The organism is Schaalia sp. 19OD2882 (assembly GCF_018986735.1).
Taxonomy (GTDB): Bacteria; Actinomycetota; Actinomycetes; order Actinomycetales; family Actinomycetaceae; genus Pauljensenia.
In genome coordinates, this window is sequence record NZ_CP065521.1 from 1,710,634 (window position 1) to 1,729,261 (window position 18,628).

An 18,628-nucleotide genomic window follows, 5' to 3' on the forward strand; every position below is an offset into this window, starting at 1 on the left:
TACCGACGCTGCTGCCTTCCTACCGACGTTGCCCCGTCGGTAGGAAGGTCATGACGTCGGTGGCAGGACCACGATGGCGCTGCCGAAGTCAGAAAGTCGGCGGCACGGTCACCGTCACCAGGGGCATCCGGGCCATGCTCACTGGTCGTGGATGGTGAAGCGTTGGCGCCGCTGCTCCAGGCGCATGAGCTCCGCGAAGGCCTGTGCGTGGGCCGGATCCTCTTCCGACAGGCGCTGGAGGGCCGCCCTGGCCTCCCCCGTGCGGCGAGTGAGGTCCATGCGCACCATCGCCGCCATGAGGCCCCGGCAGTAGTCACGCATCTGCTCCTCCCGGTCCTGGTCCAAAGGGGCCACCACCATCTGAGAGACCGCGTCACCGACCACGGGCCCCGCGAAGTCGCGCACGGACTCGACGAAACGTCTGGTGGCCATGAGGACTGCGCGTTCACCCACGCCCTCGCGAGTTTCTTCCTGGCCCAGCAGATCCTGGAACAGGGCCAGGCCGCCCGCAGCTCGAATGGCGTCATGCACCGCGCGGTGGGTGGGTACCGTGAAGGAGGAGCCGTCGAGCTCCTCGAAGCCGGAACCGATGAGGTCCATCGGCCGCTGCAGCAACGCCTCCAACGCTTGACGTTCGACGCGGGAGACCGGGTCCTCCGGCCCTCGGCGTTCACGCGGCGCAGGCCTGCCGGCACCGGCCATGGCCGGACGCCCCGGCTCGGGCGCACTGTCCTGACGGTGTCGCGAGGTGGCGGAGGCCTGACGGACGGCCCTGTTCACCTCGGTCACATCCATGCCCAGCCATCCGGCAAGTGAACGCGAATACTCGCTGCGCAGGGCCCGGTCCTTGATGCCGGCAACCACAGGCGCGCCAGAACGCAGGGCGCTCACCCTGCCCTCGGCGGTGCGCAGGTCGACGCGGGCCAGCACCGAGCGGATGACGAATTCGAAGAGGGGAATGCGTGAGGACACGAGTTCCTTGACGGCCTCGTTGCCGCGTGCCATGCGCAGTTCGCAGGGGTCCATGCCGGAAGACTCCACGGCCACGAAGGTCTGGGCAGCGAAGTTCTGGTCCTCGCTGAAGGCGCGAAGTGCGGCCTTTTGTCCGGCGGCGTCCCCGTCGAAGGTGAAGATCACCTCTCCCCCATGGGCACGCCCGTCGGTCAGGACCACCCCGGCGGCGGGGTCCGCGCTGTCGCCCAGCAGGCGCCGCACGATCCGCACGTGGTCGGGGCCGAAGGCGGTGCCACAGGTGGCCACCGCACAGCGTACGTCGGCCACATGGGCGGCCATGACATCGGTGTACCCCTCGACGATGACGACCCGTCGCCCTCGTGAGATCTCCTTTCGGGCAAGGTCCAACCCGTACAGAACCTGCGACTTCTTGTAGATGGGGGTCTCCGGGGTGTTCAGGTACTTCGGCGAGTCCTCGGAATCGTCCAGACGCCGGGCACCGAAGCCGACGGTTGCCCCGGACACGTCGCGGATCGGCCACACCAGTCGTCCTCGGAAACGGTCGTAGATGCCACGGTTGCCCTGAGAGGCAAGGCCCCCGGTGACCAGCTCCTGGTCGGTGAATCCTCTTGAACGCAGGTGGCGGGTCAAGGAGTCCCAGGACTTGGGGGCGTAGCCGACACCGAAGTGCCGGCACATCGCTTCGTTGAAGCCGCGCTGGGCCAGGAAAGTCCGACCCACGTGCGCCTCGGGAGAATTGAGCTGCCCCTGGTAGAACTCCTCGGCAGCGCGGTGGGCGTCGAGCAGACGTTGGCGCCTTCCCGGCTCCTCCGTGCGAACCGGACGGCCCCCGTCCTCGTAGTGCAGGGTCACGCCGGCCTTCTGGGCAAGCATCTCCACGGCCTCGGAGAAGCCCATGTGGTTGATCTCGCGGACGAAGGCGATGACGTCACCACCCTGCCCGCATCCGAAGCAGTGCCACATACCCACTGCGGGACGCACATGGAAACTGGGGGTGCGCTCGTCATGGAAAGGACACAAACCCTTGAGGGATCCGACTCCGGCGGTGCGCAGGGTGACGTGTTCGCCGACAATCTCCTCGATCCGCACCGCGTCCTTGACCGCGCGTACATCCTCTTCCCTGATGCGACCCGCCATGACCGCAGTCTACCGAGAGGGCCTCCCACGACTCCCGACGAGGTCGGGGCGGGCCTCACAGTTGACTGGAGAGCAGCCCGCACAGCCGCGCGTGCCACCGCGAGGCCGAAGCGTCCGTGAGGGAGGCCACCTGGTCGATGACGACCCTCAGGCGCTCCTCCTCACTCGACGCCCTCCTCCACGCGTCGGCGAAGATCGGCTCCATCACCTCCGGCCCTCCCTCGACCAGCGCATCGACCAGATCCGCCAAAAGGGTGCGCTGCTGGTAGTAAATCGGCTCGGACTCGCGCGGAGACATCACGTACTCGACGGCGATGCCCTTGAGGACCTGGATCTCGGCGCGCGTGGAAGCCGGCACGATGAGGTCCGCCCCATAGCGGCCCAGTCGCCCCTGACCGTGCTGCTCACGGGTGGCGGCCACGGCGGCCCCGCAGAAGCGGCCGATGAGCTGCGACGTCAGGTCCTTCAGACGGGCAAGGTCAGCCCACGACCCGTCGAATGAGGACAACCAGCGGGGCGAGGCCACGAGGCGCTCGACAGCACCTTCGATCTCCGCACGCCCCAACGCATCCCCGTACCAGGCGATGGCGCGGTCCACGACGTGGGCGACCACGGAGTCGTCACGCAGGCGTGCCGGGTCGAACTTGCCGGTGGCCACGGCGTCCTCGACGTCGTGCACCGAGTAGGCCACGTCGTCGGACAGGTCCATGATCTGGGCCTCAAGGCACCTGCGTCCCTCAGGGGCTCCTTGACGCATCCATTCGAAGACCTCCGCATCGTCCTCGTGGACGGAGTACTTGCGCAGGGACTTGACCGGATCGGGCCCCTCGCCACGAACCCACGGGTACTTGCAGATGGCGTCCAGTGTCGCGCGCGTGAGATTCAGGCCCGCAGGCACACCGCCGGGGCCCAGCACCTTGGGCTCCAAGCGGGTGACCAGTCGCAGCGTCTGGGCGTTTCCCTCGAAGCCACCGCAGGCTCGACCCAGTTCATCGAGCACCTTCTCGCCGTTGTGGCCGAACGGCGGGTGCCCCAGGTCATGACTGAGGCACGCCGCATCCACCACATCCGGGTCGGCGCCCAGTAGTTTGCCGAGCTCACGACCAACCTGGGCGACCTCCAGGGAGTGGGTCAGACGGGTCCGCACGAAGTCGTCGGAGGCGGGACCCACCACTTGGGTCTTTTCCCCCAAGCGGCGCAGGGCCGAGCAGTGCAGCACCCGTGCCCGGTCCCTCTCGAAGTCCGTGCGCACCGGCGACTTCGGTTCCTCAGGCACCCAGCGTTCTTGGTCACGGGCGTCGTAGGACCAGTCCTGGTCGCTCGCGCGGGGAGTGGGGACAAGGCCGGGTCCAGTGCTCACACCGGGCAGCATAGCTTCTCAGGGGTGACGCCCTCGGGGAACTCGAAGGACCCCACCCAATCCAGGGGCTCCCGTTCATGAGAATCTCCTCATGCGCTTCTGTTCCGCTTCCAATCCGGATGGGCTTGACTGGGGTGCAAGACGAACCCGAGGAGGCACCATGGACGCCCAACGCCTACGCATCGGAGCCCTGGTCGCCCTGATCGCCCTGACAGCGGTCCTGCTGGTCTGGGCGGTAGTGACCTTGGCGAGTCCCGCCTCCCCCACCGTGAGTCGGCCCGCAGTCGTCCTGGAGCAGAGCTCCACCCCACCCGCGAGTGGATCCCAATCGGGCGCCCGGGTGCCGACGCCGCCCGTTGTCCCGGCGAAACCAAGTGTCCCGACGTCACCGAGCGTGCCGGCGACACCAAGTGCGCCAGTGGTGCAGACACCCGAAGAAGTACCGCCTCCACCACCCATCGACCTCGACGACCCCGATGACGACGATGTGGATGACGACACGGACGACTGATCCGTCGGGCGCTTCGGCCAGAGCCCGCAAGCGGTCGGAACACCCGCCCATGCGGGGTCAGGCCAGCCGGTACCCCATGCCGCGCACGGTCTCGAAACGCTCCTTGCCGAGCTTGGCCCGCAGATACGACACGTAGACGTCGACCACATTCGACTCCGGGTCGAAGTCGAGTCCCCACACCGCTGCCAAGAGCTGTTCACGGCTGAGGACTTGACCGGCGTTGCGCAGGAACACCTCGGTCAGAGCGAACTCACGGGCCGACAGGTCGACCCATCCTGAACCGACGTCGGCCCGACGGCTCCGCAGGTCCAAGGTGAGTCCCGAATGTGAAAGCCGGTCCGCGCGAGTCGCGGGCTCCGTTCGCAGGCGAGCACGGACCCGGGCGAGCAACTCTTCGAAGGAGAACGGCTTGGGCATGTAGTCGTCCGCGCCGCCCTCCAGGCCCGCCACCTTGTCCGCCACGGAGGAACGGGCGGTCAACATGATGACGGGGGTGCCCGAACCCTGGCCCCTGATCCTGTCCAGCACCTCGAATCCGTCGATGTCGGGAAGACCGACGTCCAGGATGACCAGGTCGACTCCACCCGAGAGCACCAGTTCGACCGCCATGAGTCCTGACTCGGTCACGCTGGGCGAATAACCGGCCGCCTTGAGCCCCTTCGATACGAAGGCCGCGATCCGCGCCTCGTCCTCGACGATGAGGATCGTCCCCATGGTCCCTCCTCGTTCCTGTCATGGTCTCGCGGGGCGGGTCCCGCATTGGCTCGTGTCCGCCGGAATTCGGGTCGGCAGGCACATGGTGAAGCGGGAGCCGCGTCCCTCCAAAGAGGCGATCTGCAGGGTGCCGCCGTGAGCAGCGACAATGCTCTCGACGATGTCCAGTCCCAGCCCGGAACCGGCCCGTCGCCGCTTGGCCTCGTCAGTGCGTTCGAAACGCTGTCGGACCCGCTCCAGGTCGCCGGCGGCGATGCCGATCCCCTCGTCCTCGACCCACAGGAACACCTGGCCGTCCTCCACACGGGACCCCAACTGGATCAGCGAGTCCTTGTCGGAGTACTTCACTGCGTTGCCGGCCAACTGGAGCCATGCCTGCGTCACACGAGCCGGGTCCACCACGACAGTGCCCTGAGCAATGCTCACCGTCTGCCACTGGCGCGCTCCCAGGGCACACGCCTTGTCCGCCACCTGTGTGGTGAGCTGGCCCAGGTCGCATTCGACCGGGACCACGAAATCCTCGGACTGCGAGGAGGCAAGGACCAACAAGTCGTTGACCAGGCGCCCCATCCGGTCCAGTTCGTCGATGGCCACCTCCCGGGTCTCGGCCACGTCCGCCGGATCATTCGGGTCGAGCAATTCGAGGTGGCCACGCACGACGGTGATCGGTGTGCGCAGCTCGTGCCCCACATCGTCGAGAAGCGCATTGCGGCCCTCCACGGCCCGTTGGACCCGATCGAGCATCCTGTTGAAGGCTCCGGCCAGCCCCGCGAGATCGTCCCTGCCGCGCACCGTCACACGCGAGGTCAGGTCGGACTCGTCGATGTCGTCCGCGGCCCGCCTGAGGACCCCGATCGGTCGCAGCAACCTGCCGACGACCAGCATGGCGACTGTGCCTTCGAGCAGCAAAGTGGCCAGGGCGACCACGGAGTACAGGACCATGATCCGCTTGAGTTCGGCATTGCGTCGGTCCAGGTCCACCACCCGCACCAAGGTCGCGCTCTCACCCGCTGCCCGGACCGGGACCAGGAGCACCCTGTAATGGGCCGACGAGGTTGTCACGGAGTCCACCACGGAATCCGATCCACGCAGCATCGGCGTCAATGCGGCCATGAGTTCCGTGTCGCCCTCCGGTTGGAACCCCTCAGGAGGCGCCTGGGCCGCCTGTTCACCGGACATGGGCCCTTCCTTGGCCGGCACCCAACGCAGGCGTTCACCTTGGAATCCGAGTTCGCCTTCGTCGGGACCCAGGACACTGTGGGCAAGGTGAGTGCGTACCACGGCCGCCGGGTCGGAGAAGGGCCGGCCGGTCCACGGGTCGACCCCGCCGGAGGCCAGGTCCTGGACCTGGGTGCGCACCCGCAGCAGGTGCTCGGTCACCTCGGCGTCCGAACTGCGCACATGCAGGACGGTGACCATTGTGCCGGAGGTACCCAGGGCGCAGGCTGCGACGACGAACATCGCCCACATGATGCGGGTGCGGATGGTGATTCCGCGCGCGCCCTGTGCCACCCCCATTGGCCCATTGTCACTGCTGTCCACCCGGGTGTCACGCCTTGAGGACGGTCTGCACACCGGCCCGTCCGAGTCCCACGTGCTCCCATCCGGCGTCCACCCAGCGTGCGCGAGGCAGGGCGTTTCGTCCGTCGATGACCAGCGGAGTGGAAACCAGCTCGGCAACGCGCCACGGGTCGAGGGCGACGAAGTGCTCCCATTCGGTGAGCAACACGACGACGTCGGCTTCGGCCAGGGCGGTTTCGAGGTCCTCCTCAAGGTCGAGCCCGGTGACCTCGCGAGCCAGTGTCGGCAGCGCCTTCGGATCGTTCACACTCACATGGGCGCCCGCCTCGTGGAGGCGCAGGGCCACGTCGACCGCCGGCGAGTCCCTGATGTCGTCGCTGTCGGGCTTGAAAGCCGCCCCCAACACGCACACCTTCGCCCCGACGATGCCGCCGGGAACCTTTTCGCGCACCAGGTCGACGACCTTTTGGCGTCGACGCAGGTTGATGGCCTCGACGTCTTCAAGGAAGTCGAGCGCATCGCCGACCCCGAGTTCATGTGCTCGCGCGCGAAAGGCGCGAATGTCCTTGGGCAGGCACCCTCCTCCGAATCCGACGCCGGCGCGCAGGAAGAGGTTCCCGATGCGCGAATCGCGTCCTATGGCGTCGGCCAGGACGGTGACATCGGCCCCGGCGGCCTCGCAGACCTCGGCCATCGCATTGATGAAACTGATCTTCGTGGCGAGGAAGGAGTTGGCCGCGACCTTGATGAGTTCGGCTGTCTCCAGGTCGGTGAGGAGCCGTGGGATGCCCTCGCCCAGCAAAGGGGCGTAGACGGAGTCGAGGAGCTGTTTCGCGTACTCCGCGCAATCCTGGTGCTCGGGCAGTCCGTAGACGATGCGGTCGGGATGCAAGGTGTCCTCGATGGCGAAACCCTCTCGCAGGAACTCCGGGTTCCACATGAGGACCGCTCCGGTGGGAGCAAGGCGCTGTGCGAGCCGGCGCGCGGTGCCCACTGGCACCGTGGACTTGCCCACGACCAGGGTCCGCCTGCCCGGGCGCAGCACCTTGGCCAAGGCCTCCACTGCCCGGTCGAGGTGACTCAGGTCGGCGCTGCCCTCGGGGTCCCCCTGCGGCGTGCCCACGCACAGGAAATGGACATCGACGGCGTCCAGGTCGGCCATGGCGGCGTCCTCGACGAAACGGAGTCGCCGACGGCGCACTTCGCGTGCCAGGAGGGAGTCGAGCCCGGGTTCGTGGAAGGGCGCTCGACCGGCAGCCAGAGCACGCCGGCGCCGGGCGTCGACCTCGATTCCGACGACCTCGTGACCCAGGCCGGCCATGCACGCCGCGTGCACCGCCCCCAGGTACCCGCAGCCGATGACTGAAATCCTCATTGCTCTCACTCTCCTTGGGTGGATGCGTGTGTCCACGAGCGGATGCCCGTGTGGCGAAGACAGTGGTCGACCCATGCCGGCAGCCAAGAGGCGTCCGAGGGTCTGAAGGCGTGGACGAGGGCGATGCGCAGTCGGGCGGCCTCGAGGTAGGCGTCCATGTCGGCGCTGCGGAGGTCCAGGCGGGTGGCGAGGTCGTCGAGGCCGTCGAGGATCGCCCCGTGGACCCTTGCATCGGAGCGCCCGCACAGGTGGGAGACCTCGGCGTGTGCCCGTAGATTCGCCAGGTCGACTTCCGGGGCCGCCCGGCAGGCGGTGTCCAGGTCGATCAGCCAGACCTTTTCGCCGTCCCACAGGATCTGACCGTCATGCAGGTCCCGATGGGCCAGGACCCGCCGGGATCCGGCCCGGGTCAGGAGTTCGCCGAGACGGCGGATGCGGGTCTCCACGTGGGCGTGTGGATCGATGAGTCCATGCACTCGCACCTGTTCCAGCCAGTGTCTGAGGACACGGGCTTCGTCGGCGCCCTCGTGGAGCGGGAGCCGGTCGTCGTCGGTGCTGCGGAAGACCAGCGGCCACTCCTCCATGAGGGTTCGCCATCCGTCCACGCCTTCGGCTCCGCTGCGGCGAAGTTCTGCCCCCGGTGCCCGCCGGGTGAAGAGGTGGGCGTGGTCGTGGTCGATGAGAGCGGGAACTTTGAGTGCATCAGTGGCGTGTGTGCGGAAGGCTTCCATTGCGTCCGCGAGGGCGTCGGCTCGGCCGGGCCGTACGCTCTTGACGACCCCGTCGGACCAGATGCGCACCGCGCGTCTGCCCAGTCTGTGGACGACCAGGGTTGCCTGCAGGCCCGCAGGAGGCGATGGCACGGCGGGGTCGACGCCATGGGGTTGGCGATGGACCCGCCCTTGTGAGTCGATCCGACCTGCACGCAGCAGACCGTCCTCGTCGATCCCCTCCCACACGAGGGAGCCGTCGCTGCCCGGCCAGGCACGGCGGACACCCGGGAGCTGTTCCAGGATTGCCATCAGTCGCACGCGCTCACCTCCTCCAGGTGGGCGATCCTCTGCTCAAGTGCCGGGCGCCAATCGGGTCGAGCACTGCGCAAAGGCTCCATGAGGCGCATGACGAAGGAGCTTCGCACTCCCCTGCGCATCTCCTCCTGCTCGGGGACCACCACCCCACCTGCGGCATAGCCCTCCAGGAGTGGCGTGAGAGACCAGGGGCCGGCATCGGCCACCCAGGAGCCCAGGTCCACGGCCGGCGGCGCCACGCAGATTCTGTCGAAGTCGGTCAGCCACGTGGCTTGACTTCCCCGCTCGACCAGCACCTGGTCGGGTGAGGCATCTCCGTGGCTGAGGACCGCCTGGCCCTGACACGGGCGCAGACATGGGGCCAGTGCACGCACCCGAGCGGCCAGGTCGGGGGCGAGGTGGTCGAGGAGGTTCGCGTGGACGTGGGCTCGCGCCACGACGTCGGGGGCCCTGCCGCGCAATTCGCGAACTTGTGCGGCGCCGACCTCGCACAGGGGTGTGCGGTGCAGTCGGGCAAGCAGCGTGCCCGCCCTTCGTACGGCCTCGAAGTCACGGCTGCCGGCGAGGTCCGTGTGACCGACCCTGGCACGCACACTCATGTGCGGGTCGTCTCCACGGTCCAGACGCGGCGGCACGGGGCAGTGCTGCGCCACGAGGGTCTCCAAGGCTGCGGGAGGGTACTGGGAAAGGGAGGTCAGGCGGATCACCCGTTCGGAGTCGGCCAGGACGAGACGGCGCAGCGGATTGTGGCGCAGGATCCGCATGTGGTCGGTGGCCCCCACCGCCGCCGTCAGGCCCCGTGCCGCCACAACCCCTTGCAATGCCGGGTCACTTGCCACGCCACCGGCGTGCAGGTGCAGGCCGCCAAGATTCACGGTCCGCCTCCGAAGGCCCAGAGCAGCCGCCTCGGCTCCACGTCGGCGTCCCTTCGACCAGGCGCGGGGCCACAGGACCTGCACCCAGCCCCAAGGTTCCAGGGTGCAGGCGTCGGCCAGGGCTGCGCTCACGGACACCTGCGGTTTGATCCGCAGCCGGGTGGCCACGACGGGCCTGGCGAGCAGGTCCCCCAGCGCCTCGGGGTCGCAAACCGTGTCGACCGCCTCGACCAGTTCAGCGTCCACGGCGCACCTCCGCTGGGGAAAGAGCCCTGTCGCCGGCAGCGACCCAGTCGCGGAAGAGAGAACTGCCCGCCAGAAGCTGTTGTGGCGGCGCATCCATGAGGATCCGTCCCCTGTCCATCCACACGACACGGCTGGCGCGGATGGCGACCTGCGCATCGTGGGTGACGGCAAGAGTGGTTCGACCCCGGACCAGTTCGCGGATCGCATCCAGCACCTGTTCGGCGGACTCGTGGTCGAGTCCGGTCGTCGCTTCGTCCAGGATGACCACCGGAGAATCGCGCAGCAGTGCGCGTGCGATGGCAATTCGTTGACGCTGCCCGCCGGACAGGGTTCCTCCCCTTTCGCCGACCACCGTGTCGTAGCCCTGCGCCAGCTCGACGGTGAAGCCGTGTGCATGAGCGGCGCGTGCAGCGGCCTCGACCTCTGCGTCGGTGGCACCGGGTCGGCCCAGTCGGATGTTCTCGCGGATGGTCCCGGCGAAGAGGACGGCGTCCTGGTGCAGCACGGACACCGCCCCTCTCAACTGCGCCAGGTCGAGGTCGGTCAGGGGAATCCCGTCCAGGAGCACCTGCCCGCAAGTCGGGTCCATGCTGCGGGTGACCAAGGAGACCAAGGTGCTCTTTCCCGCACCCGAGGGCCCCACGATGGCGACGAACTCACCGGGTGCGACACGCAGGTCGAGCCCATGGAGCACCTCTGTGTCCGCGTAATGGGTGGTGACGTGCTGTAATTCGAGGGCGCCGTGGACCCTGCCCAGTGGTCGGGGTCGCGGGGGGCTGACGATGTCCGGGCGCATGTCAAACAGGTCGGCCACCCTCTCGCCCGAGGCGTTGGCTCGGGCGATTCGGCCGGTGTACTTGGCCATGTCCCGAAGTGGTTTCATGGCGGTGCGAAGGTAGCTGGCGAAGAGGACCAGTTCCCCCACTGTCATCGAACCGGCGAGTACTCCGATGCCGCCTCCGACCAGCACGGACGCACTGACCAACCCGACGATCACGTCAGTGCTGCGTTCCAGACCCGCAGCCATCCGCACTGCCCTGACTCCCTGGAGCAGCGAATGGGTGTTGGTTCGCGCGAAGCGTTGCTCCACCATGGGTTCGAGGCCGTAGGCCTGGATGACTCTGATGGACGAGAGAGTCTCCTGGGCGGCGTCGGCCAGTCGACCTTCTCCTTGCCTTGTGCGCCGGGAGGCTGCGGTGATCTTTCGGGAACTGCCCCGCGAGACCAGGACGAAGACGACCATGGCAGCCAGGACGACGAGGGCCAGGACCGGTTCGAGGACCAGCATCACGGCGAGCATGACGAGCAGTGTCGCCCCGTTGGCAAGCAGTGGCAGTCCGGCGGTGACGGCGACGTCCTGCATGCGGGCCACGTCGGAGACGATCCTCTGGACCGTGTCGGCACTGCGATTGTGTGAGTGGAACTGTTGGGACAGGCACTGGACGTGGTGGAAGACTCGCGCCCGCAGGGAAGCGGCCACCCGTGAGCCGGCCACCGCGAAGCAGACGGTGGCGACGTAGTTGCTCAGGGCTCGCATGACGACGGTGAGCAGCAGCATGGCGGCGCAGGCGGCGAGGTCGACCGCAGGTGAGGAGCCGATGCCGATTCCTGTCGCCCCGGGGCTCAGAACGGAGTCGATGGCGATCTTCATCGGCCAGGGCTCCAGGACGCGGAAGACGACCTCGAGCAGCAGGACGATGATTCCCGTGACGACCAGCAGCATCTGGGGCCGCACGTCCGGCCCGACCATGCGCAAGATGCGTTTCACGGATGCGCGTCGGTTCTCAGCCACCGCGCACCCCCGCGTGGTCCAGGACCGTGCCGACGACTCGGGACCAGTCGTGAAGGGAGACCGCCGTGGCGCGCGCCTTTGCGCCCAGCAGGCGTCGACGTTCGGGGTCTGCGGCCAGTGAGTCGAGGGCGTCGGCCAGCGCCTGCGGGTCCGAGGGGTTGACGAGGAGCCCCGCACCTGCGAGCAGGCTCGGGATCTGTCCGATGCGGCTGGCGACCACGGGCAGGCCGGCGGCCATGTATTCCAGGACCTTCAACGGCGAGAAGTAGTGCTCCTCCGTGCGCTGCACCCGCGGGTAGGGGGCAACGGCGATCGCACTGCCGGAGAGGTGTTCGGGCACCTGATCGGGTGCCACCGCTCCGCGGAAGTCGACGTCGAGACCCAGTTCGCGGGCCCGGGTCTCCACGTGGGTCCTCTGCGGTCCGTCGCCGACGATGCGCAGTTGCCAGCCGCCGTGGCTCAAGGCTGCGGCCCGGAGCAGGTCGTCCACCCCGTGCCACGGTTTGAGGGTCCCCACGAAGGTCACGACCACGCGCCCTCCGGCCTCGTCATCGGGGCGGATGCGCCGCGTGTTGACCCCGTTGGGCACGACGCGGACCCGTGTGGCATCCGTGTGCTCACCCACCCAGCGGGCCACTGGCTCCGAGACGCAGGCGACGACGTCGGCCGCCTCGACTTGGCGGACCAGGGCGGCCCAAGCGGCCTCTTCGTCGTGAAGACGGCGATGAGTCTTCTGTTCGTCGACGAGGGGGGCGTTCACTTCCAGGACCCCCGGGCACCCGGATGCGTCCACGACCTGCGCCATGACGGTGGAGAAGAGGCTGTGCCGTTCCCACACCAGGTGGGGTTCCCACGCCGCCACCTGCTCGGCGATCTTGTCGGCGCACCACCGTTGGGCTGCCTCCCGTTCGGGCCCCGAGCCGGAGACCTCGGTGATGACGAGCGGCAGGTCGACCATGTCCCGAGGAGGGCACTGTCCGCGACGCAGGGCGTGCACGCGAATGTCATGGCCGCGTCGGCGCAGTTCACGGACCACCTCTTGGACATGGACGGAGGCGCCCTTCGTGCCGAACACGGGAACACCCGGATCGGCCACCACGTAGGCGATCCTCACGACGCTTCACCCGCCTCGGGGCTCTCCCACGCTGCCAACACTCGGGCCTGGCGTACCGAGTCGTACTCGGTCTCGATCATCGAGCGTGCACCACGGCTCAGGGCCCGCAGGTCGACCTCGCCTCTGGCGACCTTTTCGAGGGCGTTTGCCAAGGACGCGGGGTCACCGGGTGGCAGCAGGATTCCCGTGTCGGAACGGACGACTTCCGGGAGCCCGGTGACGCTGGTGGCGATCACCGGCGTGCCCACGGCCATCGCTTCGAGGACCACCGTGGGCAGGCCGTCGACATTTCCGTCCTCGGCGACCACGCAGGGGGCGACGAAGACGTCCGCTCCTTCGAGGAGTTCGCGCACCTTGTCTTGGGTGAGGGGCCCCAAGAGGCGGACCCTGTCCTGGAGGCCACCAGATGCGATGAGGGCTTCCAGCTCTTGGCGTTGTTCGCCCTCCCCGGCGATCTCCACGCGACACACGACGCCTCGTTCGCGCAGAACACGGGAGGCTTCGACCAGGTCGGGGAATCCCTTCTTCCGCACCAGTCGCCCGACCGCGACCACTCGCAGGGGCCGGTGTGGGCCTTCCGGCTGGCGGTGGGGGAATCGCTCCAGTTCCAGGGCGTTTCGGCACAGGTCGATCCTGGCCCTCGTGTCTGCCAGGATGCGGCGCAGGTGCTCCTCGTTGAAGCGGCTGATGGCGATGACGCGTGCGGCGCCGCCCGCGATGCGTCGGAGCCAGTCGATGTCGACGTCCCGGTGGTGGATGTCCTTGGCGTGAGTGGTCACCGTGAAGGGGATGCCGCTGAGGCGCGAGGCGATCCAGGCGACCCGCCCCGCCAGGGAGGCGAAGTGGGCGTGCAGGTGCGTGATGCCGTCCTCCAGGGCCGCGCGAGCCAGCATGATGCCTTGTGCGACCTCGGATGCGGGCAGGGTCGCCAGGTCGGGCAGGATCTGCGCCAAGCGCGAGCGCAGAGGTTCTTCGGCCGCCATGGGGCCGATGAGCTCCCAGAAGGTGGAGGCGTCGTGCGGTCGTGCGATCCACCGTACGGGTGCGCGCACGCGGGAGATCTCCGGGTGGAAATGGGTGTCACGGGTGGGGCGAAGGGCGAAGATCCGCAGGTCTTCGCCCTGTGCTTGGCGGGCGAGGATCTCGGTGACCACGAAGGTCTCCGAGAAGCGCGGGTAGACCTTGAGGACGTATCCGATGCGTGTCATGGTGTTTCCTCCTCGGGCGTGTGGTTCGTGGGGGCGAGCAGTCGGGCCGCCAAGGTCGACACGCGGGCCAGTCCGTCGCGTGCGATGTGCGACCGGTCGACTCCGCGTCCCACGGCGTGTGCGCACCATCTGCCCATCACCTGCGGTGAGAGGTCCTGGCTTCGCACGAGGTCGACGGCACCGACTTCTTGCAGTGCCCGGGCGCGGATGAGCTGCTCGCGACGCGGGTGTTCGCGCGGAACCACCAAGGCGGGGGTGGTGCCGGCCAGGACCTCGCAGATCGTGTTGTAGCCGCCCATGGTGACAACCGCACGCGCCCCTGCCACGAGGGCGGCCACGTCCGGGCACGAAGACACAACGGTGACCGCTGCCCCTGCCCGGGCGCGAATCCGTTGCAGGTCCTCCTGCGGCATCTGTGGTCCGGCGACGAGCAGGTGCCGCAGACCTGTCGGCACCGGCATGGCGACAGCGGCTTCGAGCAGGGCGCGGCCGTCGCGCCCACCTCCGACGGTGGTCAGGACGTAGTCGTCGGGCGGATGCACCTGATCGGGTGCTGAAGGCCGCCCTGTCGCCAGGTAGCCGGTGAATTCCGTCCGCTCGTCGACCCAGGCGGGGACTTCTCCGCTGCTCACGAGGTCGTGGACTGCGCGGTCCCCGTACACCCACACCTCGTCGACAAGGTCCCTCAGGGCGGCCTCGTGACCTGGTCTGGCCCATTCGCGTGCAGCCGCGGCAGGATCGTCGAGGACCTCTCGCAACCCGAGGACCATTCGGCACTCGGGCAGGGCCTGGCGCAGAGCGTGCAAGGGTGTGTGCAATTCGTCGTGCACTCCGAGGAGGTGTCGGTCGATGATCACCAGGTCGGGGCGGAACACTTCCAACGCGGCCTCGATCAGTGTCGAACGCAGGGAGATGACCAGCGAAGTGTCCTCGCGCAGACTCCTCGGACGATATCCTTCTTCGTCCTTGCTCACGCCGGGCACACCCACCCAGTCGAATCCGTCAGGAGCCCGCAGCCCCAGGGCCGGGGACGCCCCCGTGAGCAACAGGCCCGACACCCTCACACCGGTCATCTGCGGCAGATCGTCGGCCAGTCGGTGGGCGATTGCCGCATTTCGGCGTACATGCCCCAATCCCAGGGAGTCATGACTGCTGAGCACGATCCTCGTGCGATCTCCTCCCACCGCGTCACCTCCTTCGTGGTCGACCTGCGTGTTCCCATGGTGGGAAACCTGGGGAAGAGGACCATGAAGACAGGATGAGAAACCTCCAACACTCGTGCCCACCGGGCCCTTGCGGCAGCATCCGTGTCCGACAGGAGGCTTCGGCCCACATGGAAGGGGCGGGGCGTGACACCATGGGAGGCGTGCAGACATTGCCTCCTGAGTCGGCCGAGGTGAGGACCACCTTGGTCCACCGTCGTCGCTCGGGTTCGAACCCGTGGTGGAAGTCGGCGGTGATCTGCGACGTTCCAGGTGGTGTGGACGAGCTCCAGTTGCGTGAGGTCGAGCCGCTGGCCTTCGACTTGGCTCGTCTGGGGTTCCAGGCGGTCAGTGTGGCCCTGGCCTCGCAGGAGCAGGTGTGGGGCGATGCGGCGGACATTGCGCCCTTCGTGGAGAGGATGCACCGGGTGGGCCTGAAGGTCCTCGTGCGGCTGCCGGGCGCCGACCTGCCCGCTCCCGAGGCCGAGGTCGACATCTCCGAGGGCCTGACGACGCTGGTCGGACGGGTGCGCGCCTGCGTGGAGGCCGGCGTGGACGGCATCGACCTGGGGCGGATCTCTCCCCCGGCCCACTTGCGCGGGGATGTGCCCCCTGAGGTCGCCTCCTGGCAGGCGCAGCGATTCTCGCGTCTGGTGCGGGTGTTGCTCTCGGAGTTGGGGCAGGACGAGGGCGCCCCCGTGCTCACTGCGGAGTCGCCGGTGAGCGACCCGGTGTCGCTGACCTCGCAGCTTCGTGAGGATGCCTTCCACATGCTGCGTGACGCGTCGCTGGCGAACTGCCCGTGGGATGCTCGGCGCCTGCACGAGACCTTGTCCGCCAACTATCGGGTGCGTGACTGGGCCGATCGCGTGAGTGCGTGGACCTGGTCGCGTATGCACCACCTGCATGACGCTCTCGAGGTGCCGCGTTTCGCCCACCCGGCTGCGTCGGGGATGCTGCCTGCGACCTCGTGGGAGAACGGTGCCTCGGCCGCCAGGCGCGACGCCATGGGTCTGTTCGCCCTGTCGCTGCCGGGCAGCGCGCACGTACCACTGCTCGACGTGGGTGGTGACGTGTTGGTGGGCGAGGATGCGACCGTCCACCGAGTGTGGTCCAAGGCTCCGTTGCGCCACGTGCGCCAGGAACGCATCGGCCTGGTCCTGCGCACCAGGACACGCCGCGGCATGGGGACCGGGTCGATGGCCACGATCGACGGCCTGGACTGGATCCACGAGGGTGTGGGCGTGCACCTGGTGTCCGGGGTGCTGGTGGTCCTCAACACCTCCCGGGCTCCGGTGACAGTCCCGTCCGAGTACGAGCTGCTCGTGTCCTCCACCGGAGCGGAAGCGGAGGCCGGAGGCGCTTTCGACGTCGTGCCCGAGTCCTGCGCGTGGTTCGTCACTCCACGTGTGGAGGCGCCTCCCACACCCGTCCAGTTCTGAGGGGTCGTCCTTTCGGGAAGGGGCGTCCTTCAGGCGCGGGCCTTGCCCACATCCAGCCCTGTTTCCGCCTGGTCGAGGGCGGCACGCGTTTCGCGTGCGCTCAACTGCCCGGGGGCGGAGGCTGCGCCGGCCGTGGCGAATGTGGCGGCGCTGTGTGCCCGGATCCCGGCCACACGTGAGGGGGCGCCATGGGCTCCCATCCCGATGCCGATGACGGGGCGCAGGTGGTTGAGTGCGGCGCGCTTCTGCGCCGCCAGGACCGTGCGCAGGTCTTCGGCATCCTGGCAGTTGACGGCGAATTTGAGGATGTCCGCATCGGCTGCGGACATCTGCGCCACGAGGGCGTCGAGCGTGTCGGCGGGCGGGGTGCGCGTGAAGTCGTGGAAGGAGGCGACCACGAGGGCGCCGACCGCCTTGGCCCGGGCAATGAGACCTGCGGAGTCGGGGCGTTGGATCTCCACGTCGACCAGATCCGCCCGGGACGCCAGGTGGCCGACCAGGTCGTGGTAGGCGGCGTCGTCCAGGTCAGCGGCCCCGCCCTCGTCACGGGTGCGGACCGTGGCCAGCAGGGGCACGTCGACGGCGCCCAGCAGGAGATCGAGGGCTGCCATCACCTGCGGCCGGCCCGCGCACTGTCGCGCGCCGGCGGCGCGAGTGGAGGGGGGCGCCTCCAGCGCCCTGAAATGGTCGACGCGCCATTCGACGAGGTCGTGGGGGTGAGCGGCCAGGGCGGCGACCTCGGCCCGAAGGGCGTCCTCGTCGCAGCCGGTCAGGGGGATGATGATGCGCGTGCGACGGCCGAGATCCGTGGAGCCGCGGGGCCCCTCCGGGCAGCGGCCCACCGGCAGGCCGAGAGAGGTCGGCGGGGTGGAAGTGTCAGCCACCGTCCGCTCCTTCCTCCGCCAGGTGCAACTGGGCGCGTTCGGCCTCGGTGAGGGTGCGCGAGTCCAACCACCCGTGGGGCAGGTGCGGGGTCTTTTCGGTGCCGGCCCGGCCTCGTGGCCCTTCGGCGGAGGGCGGGAAAGGCTGGTCGAGGTCCAGGGCTCCGAGGCGCTCGCTGAGTTCAGCCAGGCTGGACACGCGGCTGAGCTCCCCGCGGGCCCTGCCCCCCACGGCGAAGCCGCGCAGGTACCAGCCCACGTGTTTGCGCATCTCACGCATGGCGCGCAAGTCATCCCCCCGGTCCTCGACGCACCAGCGGGCATGGCGCATGATGACCTCGGCGACCTCGCCCAAGCCGGGTCCGGGTCGTGGGTCACATCCGTGGGTGGCGGCCACGAGGTCGCGGAAGAGCCAGGGGCGCCCTTGGCAGCCGCGGCCCACGACAATGGCGTCGCAGCCGGTCTCGCGCATCATCCGCACTGCGTCGGCGCCGCTGAAGACGTCGCCGTTGCCCATGACGGGGATGCGCAGTGCGTCCTTGAGGCGGGCGATCTCCTGCCACTTGGCAGTGCCGGAGTAGTGCTGGGTCTGGGTACGCGCGTGCAGGGCGACGGCGGCGGCCCCCAGGTCCTGGGCGGTGCGGGCGGCGTCCAGGTGGGTCACGTGGTCCTCGTCGATGCCGATTCGCATCTTCACGGTGACGGGTACCTCGCGTCCGGCTGTCCGGCCGGCCGATTCTGCGGCGTGCACGACGGCGCCGACCAGGTCCGAGTACAGGTCCTTCTTCCAGGGCAGGGCCGCTCCCCCGCCCTTGCGGGTCACCTTGGGGACGGGGCATCCGAAGTTGAGGTCGATGTGGTCGGCCAGGTCGCGTTCGACAAGGATCCGCGTGGCGGCCGCCATGACCTCGGGCACGACCCCGTAGAGCTGGACGGAGCGGACCCGCTCAGCGGGGTCGGGGCGCACCATGTCCAGCGTCTTCGCATTTCCTTCGACCAGGGCGCGGGAAGTCACCATTTCCATGACGTACAGGCCGGCCGGCGCATCGACTCCGGGTTCGGGTCGGGGTGGTTCTTCGGGGACGAGGGCGGAGCCACCCGCCGGGTCCTGGTCGGCGACGGCACGGGTGTCGGCCGGACGCAGGTGCCACGGCAGTCCTTCCTCTCCGAAGAGACGGCACAACCGGCGGAAGGGGGCGTCTGTGACCCCGGCCATGGGTGCCAGGACGACGGGCGACCACAGGCGC

General features: G+C 68.7%; 15 protein-coding genes. 2 read left to right on the plus strand and 13 right to left on the minus strand.

Annotation, left to right across the window (positions count from 1 at the left end; all coding sequences use genetic code 11):
* Positions 1–138 precede the first annotated feature (138 nt).
* Positions 139–2,112, minus strand: a complete 1,974-nt coding sequence (gene dnaG, locus I6B53_RS07605) for a DNA primase (protein ID WP_216763674.1) — start codon at positions 2,110–2,112, stop codon at positions 139–141.
* 55 nt (positions 2,113–2,167) lie between these two features.
* Positions 2,168–3,472, minus strand: coding sequence for a deoxyguanosinetriphosphate triphosphohydrolase (locus I6B53_RS07610; RefSeq protein WP_301554131.1), 1,305 nt, complete (start codon positions 3,470–3,472; stop codon positions 2,168–2,170).
* 160 nt (positions 3,473–3,632) lie between these two features.
* Between I6B53_RS07610 and I6B53_RS07615 the strand changes: the two genes are divergently transcribed.
* Entirely contained in the window at positions 3,633–3,983 is a 351-nt protein-coding gene (locus I6B53_RS07615) for a hypothetical protein (RefSeq protein ID WP_216763676.1), read from the plus strand.
* 57 nt (positions 3,984–4,040) lie between these two features.
* On the opposite strand, the gene I6B53_RS07620 is transcribed toward I6B53_RS07615, so the two are convergent.
* Genes I6B53_RS07620 through I6B53_RS07660 form a run of 9 tightly spaced genes read right to left on the minus strand, consistent with a single transcriptional unit; the run spans position 4,041 to position 15,016 of the window.
* On the minus strand, positions 4,041–4,697 hold the full coding sequence (locus I6B53_RS07620) for a response regulator transcription factor (protein WP_216763677.1): 657 nt from the start codon (positions 4,695–4,697) through the stop codon (positions 4,041–4,043).
* 18 nt (positions 4,698–4,715) lie between these two features.
* A complete protein-coding gene (locus tag I6B53_RS07625) occupies positions 4,716–6,215 on the minus strand; it encodes a cell wall metabolism sensor histidine kinase WalK (protein WP_216763678.1) in 1,500 nt (499 codons plus the stop codon).
* A 31-nt stretch (positions 6,216–6,246) separates the two neighbouring features.
* A complete protein-coding gene (locus I6B53_RS07630; protein WP_216763679.1) occupies positions 6,247–7,593 on the minus strand; it encodes a UDP-glucose/GDP-mannose dehydrogenase family protein in 1,347 nt (448 codons plus the stop codon).
* 5 nt (positions 7,594–7,598) lie between these two features.
* Positions 7,599–8,615 (minus strand): phosphotransferase, encoded by a 1,017-nt coding sequence (locus I6B53_RS07635; protein ID WP_253954019.1) that lies wholly within the window; start codon positions 8,613–8,615, stop codon positions 7,599–7,601.
* Positions 8,615–9,742: an aminoglycoside phosphotransferase family protein gene (locus I6B53_RS07640; protein WP_216763681.1), complete on the minus strand. Its 1,128-nt coding sequence runs from the start codon at positions 9,740–9,742 to the stop codon at positions 8,615–8,617. The genes I6B53_RS07635 and I6B53_RS07640 overlap by 1 nt, the downstream gene beginning before the upstream one ends.
* Positions 9,732–11,492, minus strand: a complete 1,761-nt coding sequence (locus I6B53_RS07645) for an ABC transporter ATP-binding protein (protein WP_216765408.1) — start codon at positions 11,490–11,492, stop codon at positions 9,732–9,734. The genes I6B53_RS07640 and I6B53_RS07645 overlap by 11 nt, the downstream gene beginning before the upstream one ends.
* Before the next feature lie 34 nt (positions 11,493–11,526).
* Entirely contained in the window at positions 11,527–12,648 is a 1,122-nt protein-coding gene (locus tag I6B53_RS07650; protein ID WP_216763682.1) for a glycosyltransferase family 4 protein, read from the minus strand.
* Positions 12,645–13,856: a glycosyltransferase gene (locus I6B53_RS07655; protein WP_216763683.1), complete on the minus strand. Its 1,212-nt coding sequence runs from the start codon at positions 13,854–13,856 to the stop codon at positions 12,645–12,647. The genes I6B53_RS07650 and I6B53_RS07655 overlap by 4 nt, the downstream gene beginning before the upstream one ends.
* Entirely contained in the window at positions 13,853–15,016 is a 1,164-nt protein-coding gene (locus I6B53_RS07660) for a glycosyltransferase family protein (RefSeq protein WP_253953821.1), read from the minus strand. Before I6B53_RS07660 ends, I6B53_RS07655 begins: the two co-directional genes overlap by 4 nt.
* A 206-nt stretch (positions 15,017–15,222) precedes the next feature.
* Between I6B53_RS07660 and I6B53_RS07665 the strand changes: the two genes are divergently transcribed.
* Entirely contained in the window at positions 15,223–16,500 is a 1,278-nt protein-coding gene (locus I6B53_RS07665) for a hypothetical protein (protein ID WP_216763684.1), read from the plus strand.
* A gap of 29 nt (positions 16,501–16,529) precedes the next feature.
* Here the strand turns inward: I6B53_RS07665 and aroD are convergent, their stop codons facing one another.
* Both aroD and dusB read right to left on the minus strand, forming a co-directional pair.
* Entirely contained in the window at positions 16,530–17,384 is an 855-nt protein-coding gene (aroD, locus tag I6B53_RS07670) for a type I 3-dehydroquinate dehydratase (protein WP_216763685.1), read from the minus strand.
* Positions 17,377–18,597, minus strand: a complete 1,221-nt coding sequence (gene dusB / locus I6B53_RS07675; RefSeq protein WP_216765410.1) for a tRNA dihydrouridine synthase DusB — start codon at positions 18,595–18,597, stop codon at positions 17,377–17,379. The genes aroD and dusB overlap by 8 nt, the downstream gene beginning before the upstream one ends.
* Positions 18,598–18,628 lie beyond the last annotated feature (31 nt).

Coding starts and splice junctions, on each gene's coding strand:
- dnaG (WP_216763674.1), bottom strand. CDS start 2,112: ATGGCGGGTCGCATCAGGGAAGAGGATGTACGCGCGGTCAAGGACGCG.
- I6B53_RS07615 (WP_216763676.1), top strand. CDS start 3,633: ATGGACGCCCAACGCCTACGCATCGGAGCCCTGGTCGCCCTGATCGCC.
- I6B53_RS07620 (WP_216763677.1), bottom strand. CDS start 4,697: ATGGGGACGATCCTCATCGTCGAGGACGAGGCGCGGATCGCGGCCTTC.
- I6B53_RS07625 (WP_216763678.1), bottom strand. CDS start 6,215: ATGGGGGTGGCACAGGGCGCGCGCGGAATCACCATCCGCACCCGCATC.
- I6B53_RS07630 (WP_216763679.1), bottom strand. CDS start 7,593: ATGAGGATTTCAGTCATCGGCTGCGGGTACCTGGGGGCGGTGCACGCG.
- I6B53_RS07635 (WP_253954019.1), bottom strand. CDS start 8,615: ATGGCAATCCTGGAACAGCTCCCGGGTGTCCGCCGTGCCTGGCCGGGC.
- I6B53_RS07645 (WP_216765408.1), bottom strand. CDS start 11,492: ATGGTCGGGCCGGACGTGCGGCCCCAGATGCTGCTGGTCGTCACGGGA.
- I6B53_RS07655 (WP_216763683.1), bottom strand. CDS start 13,856: ATGACACGCATCGGATACGTCCTCAAGGTCTACCCGCGCTTCTCGGAG.
- dusB (WP_216765410.1), bottom strand. CDS start 18,597: ATGGCCGGGGTCACAGACGCCCCCTTCCGCCGGTTGTGCCGTCTCTTC.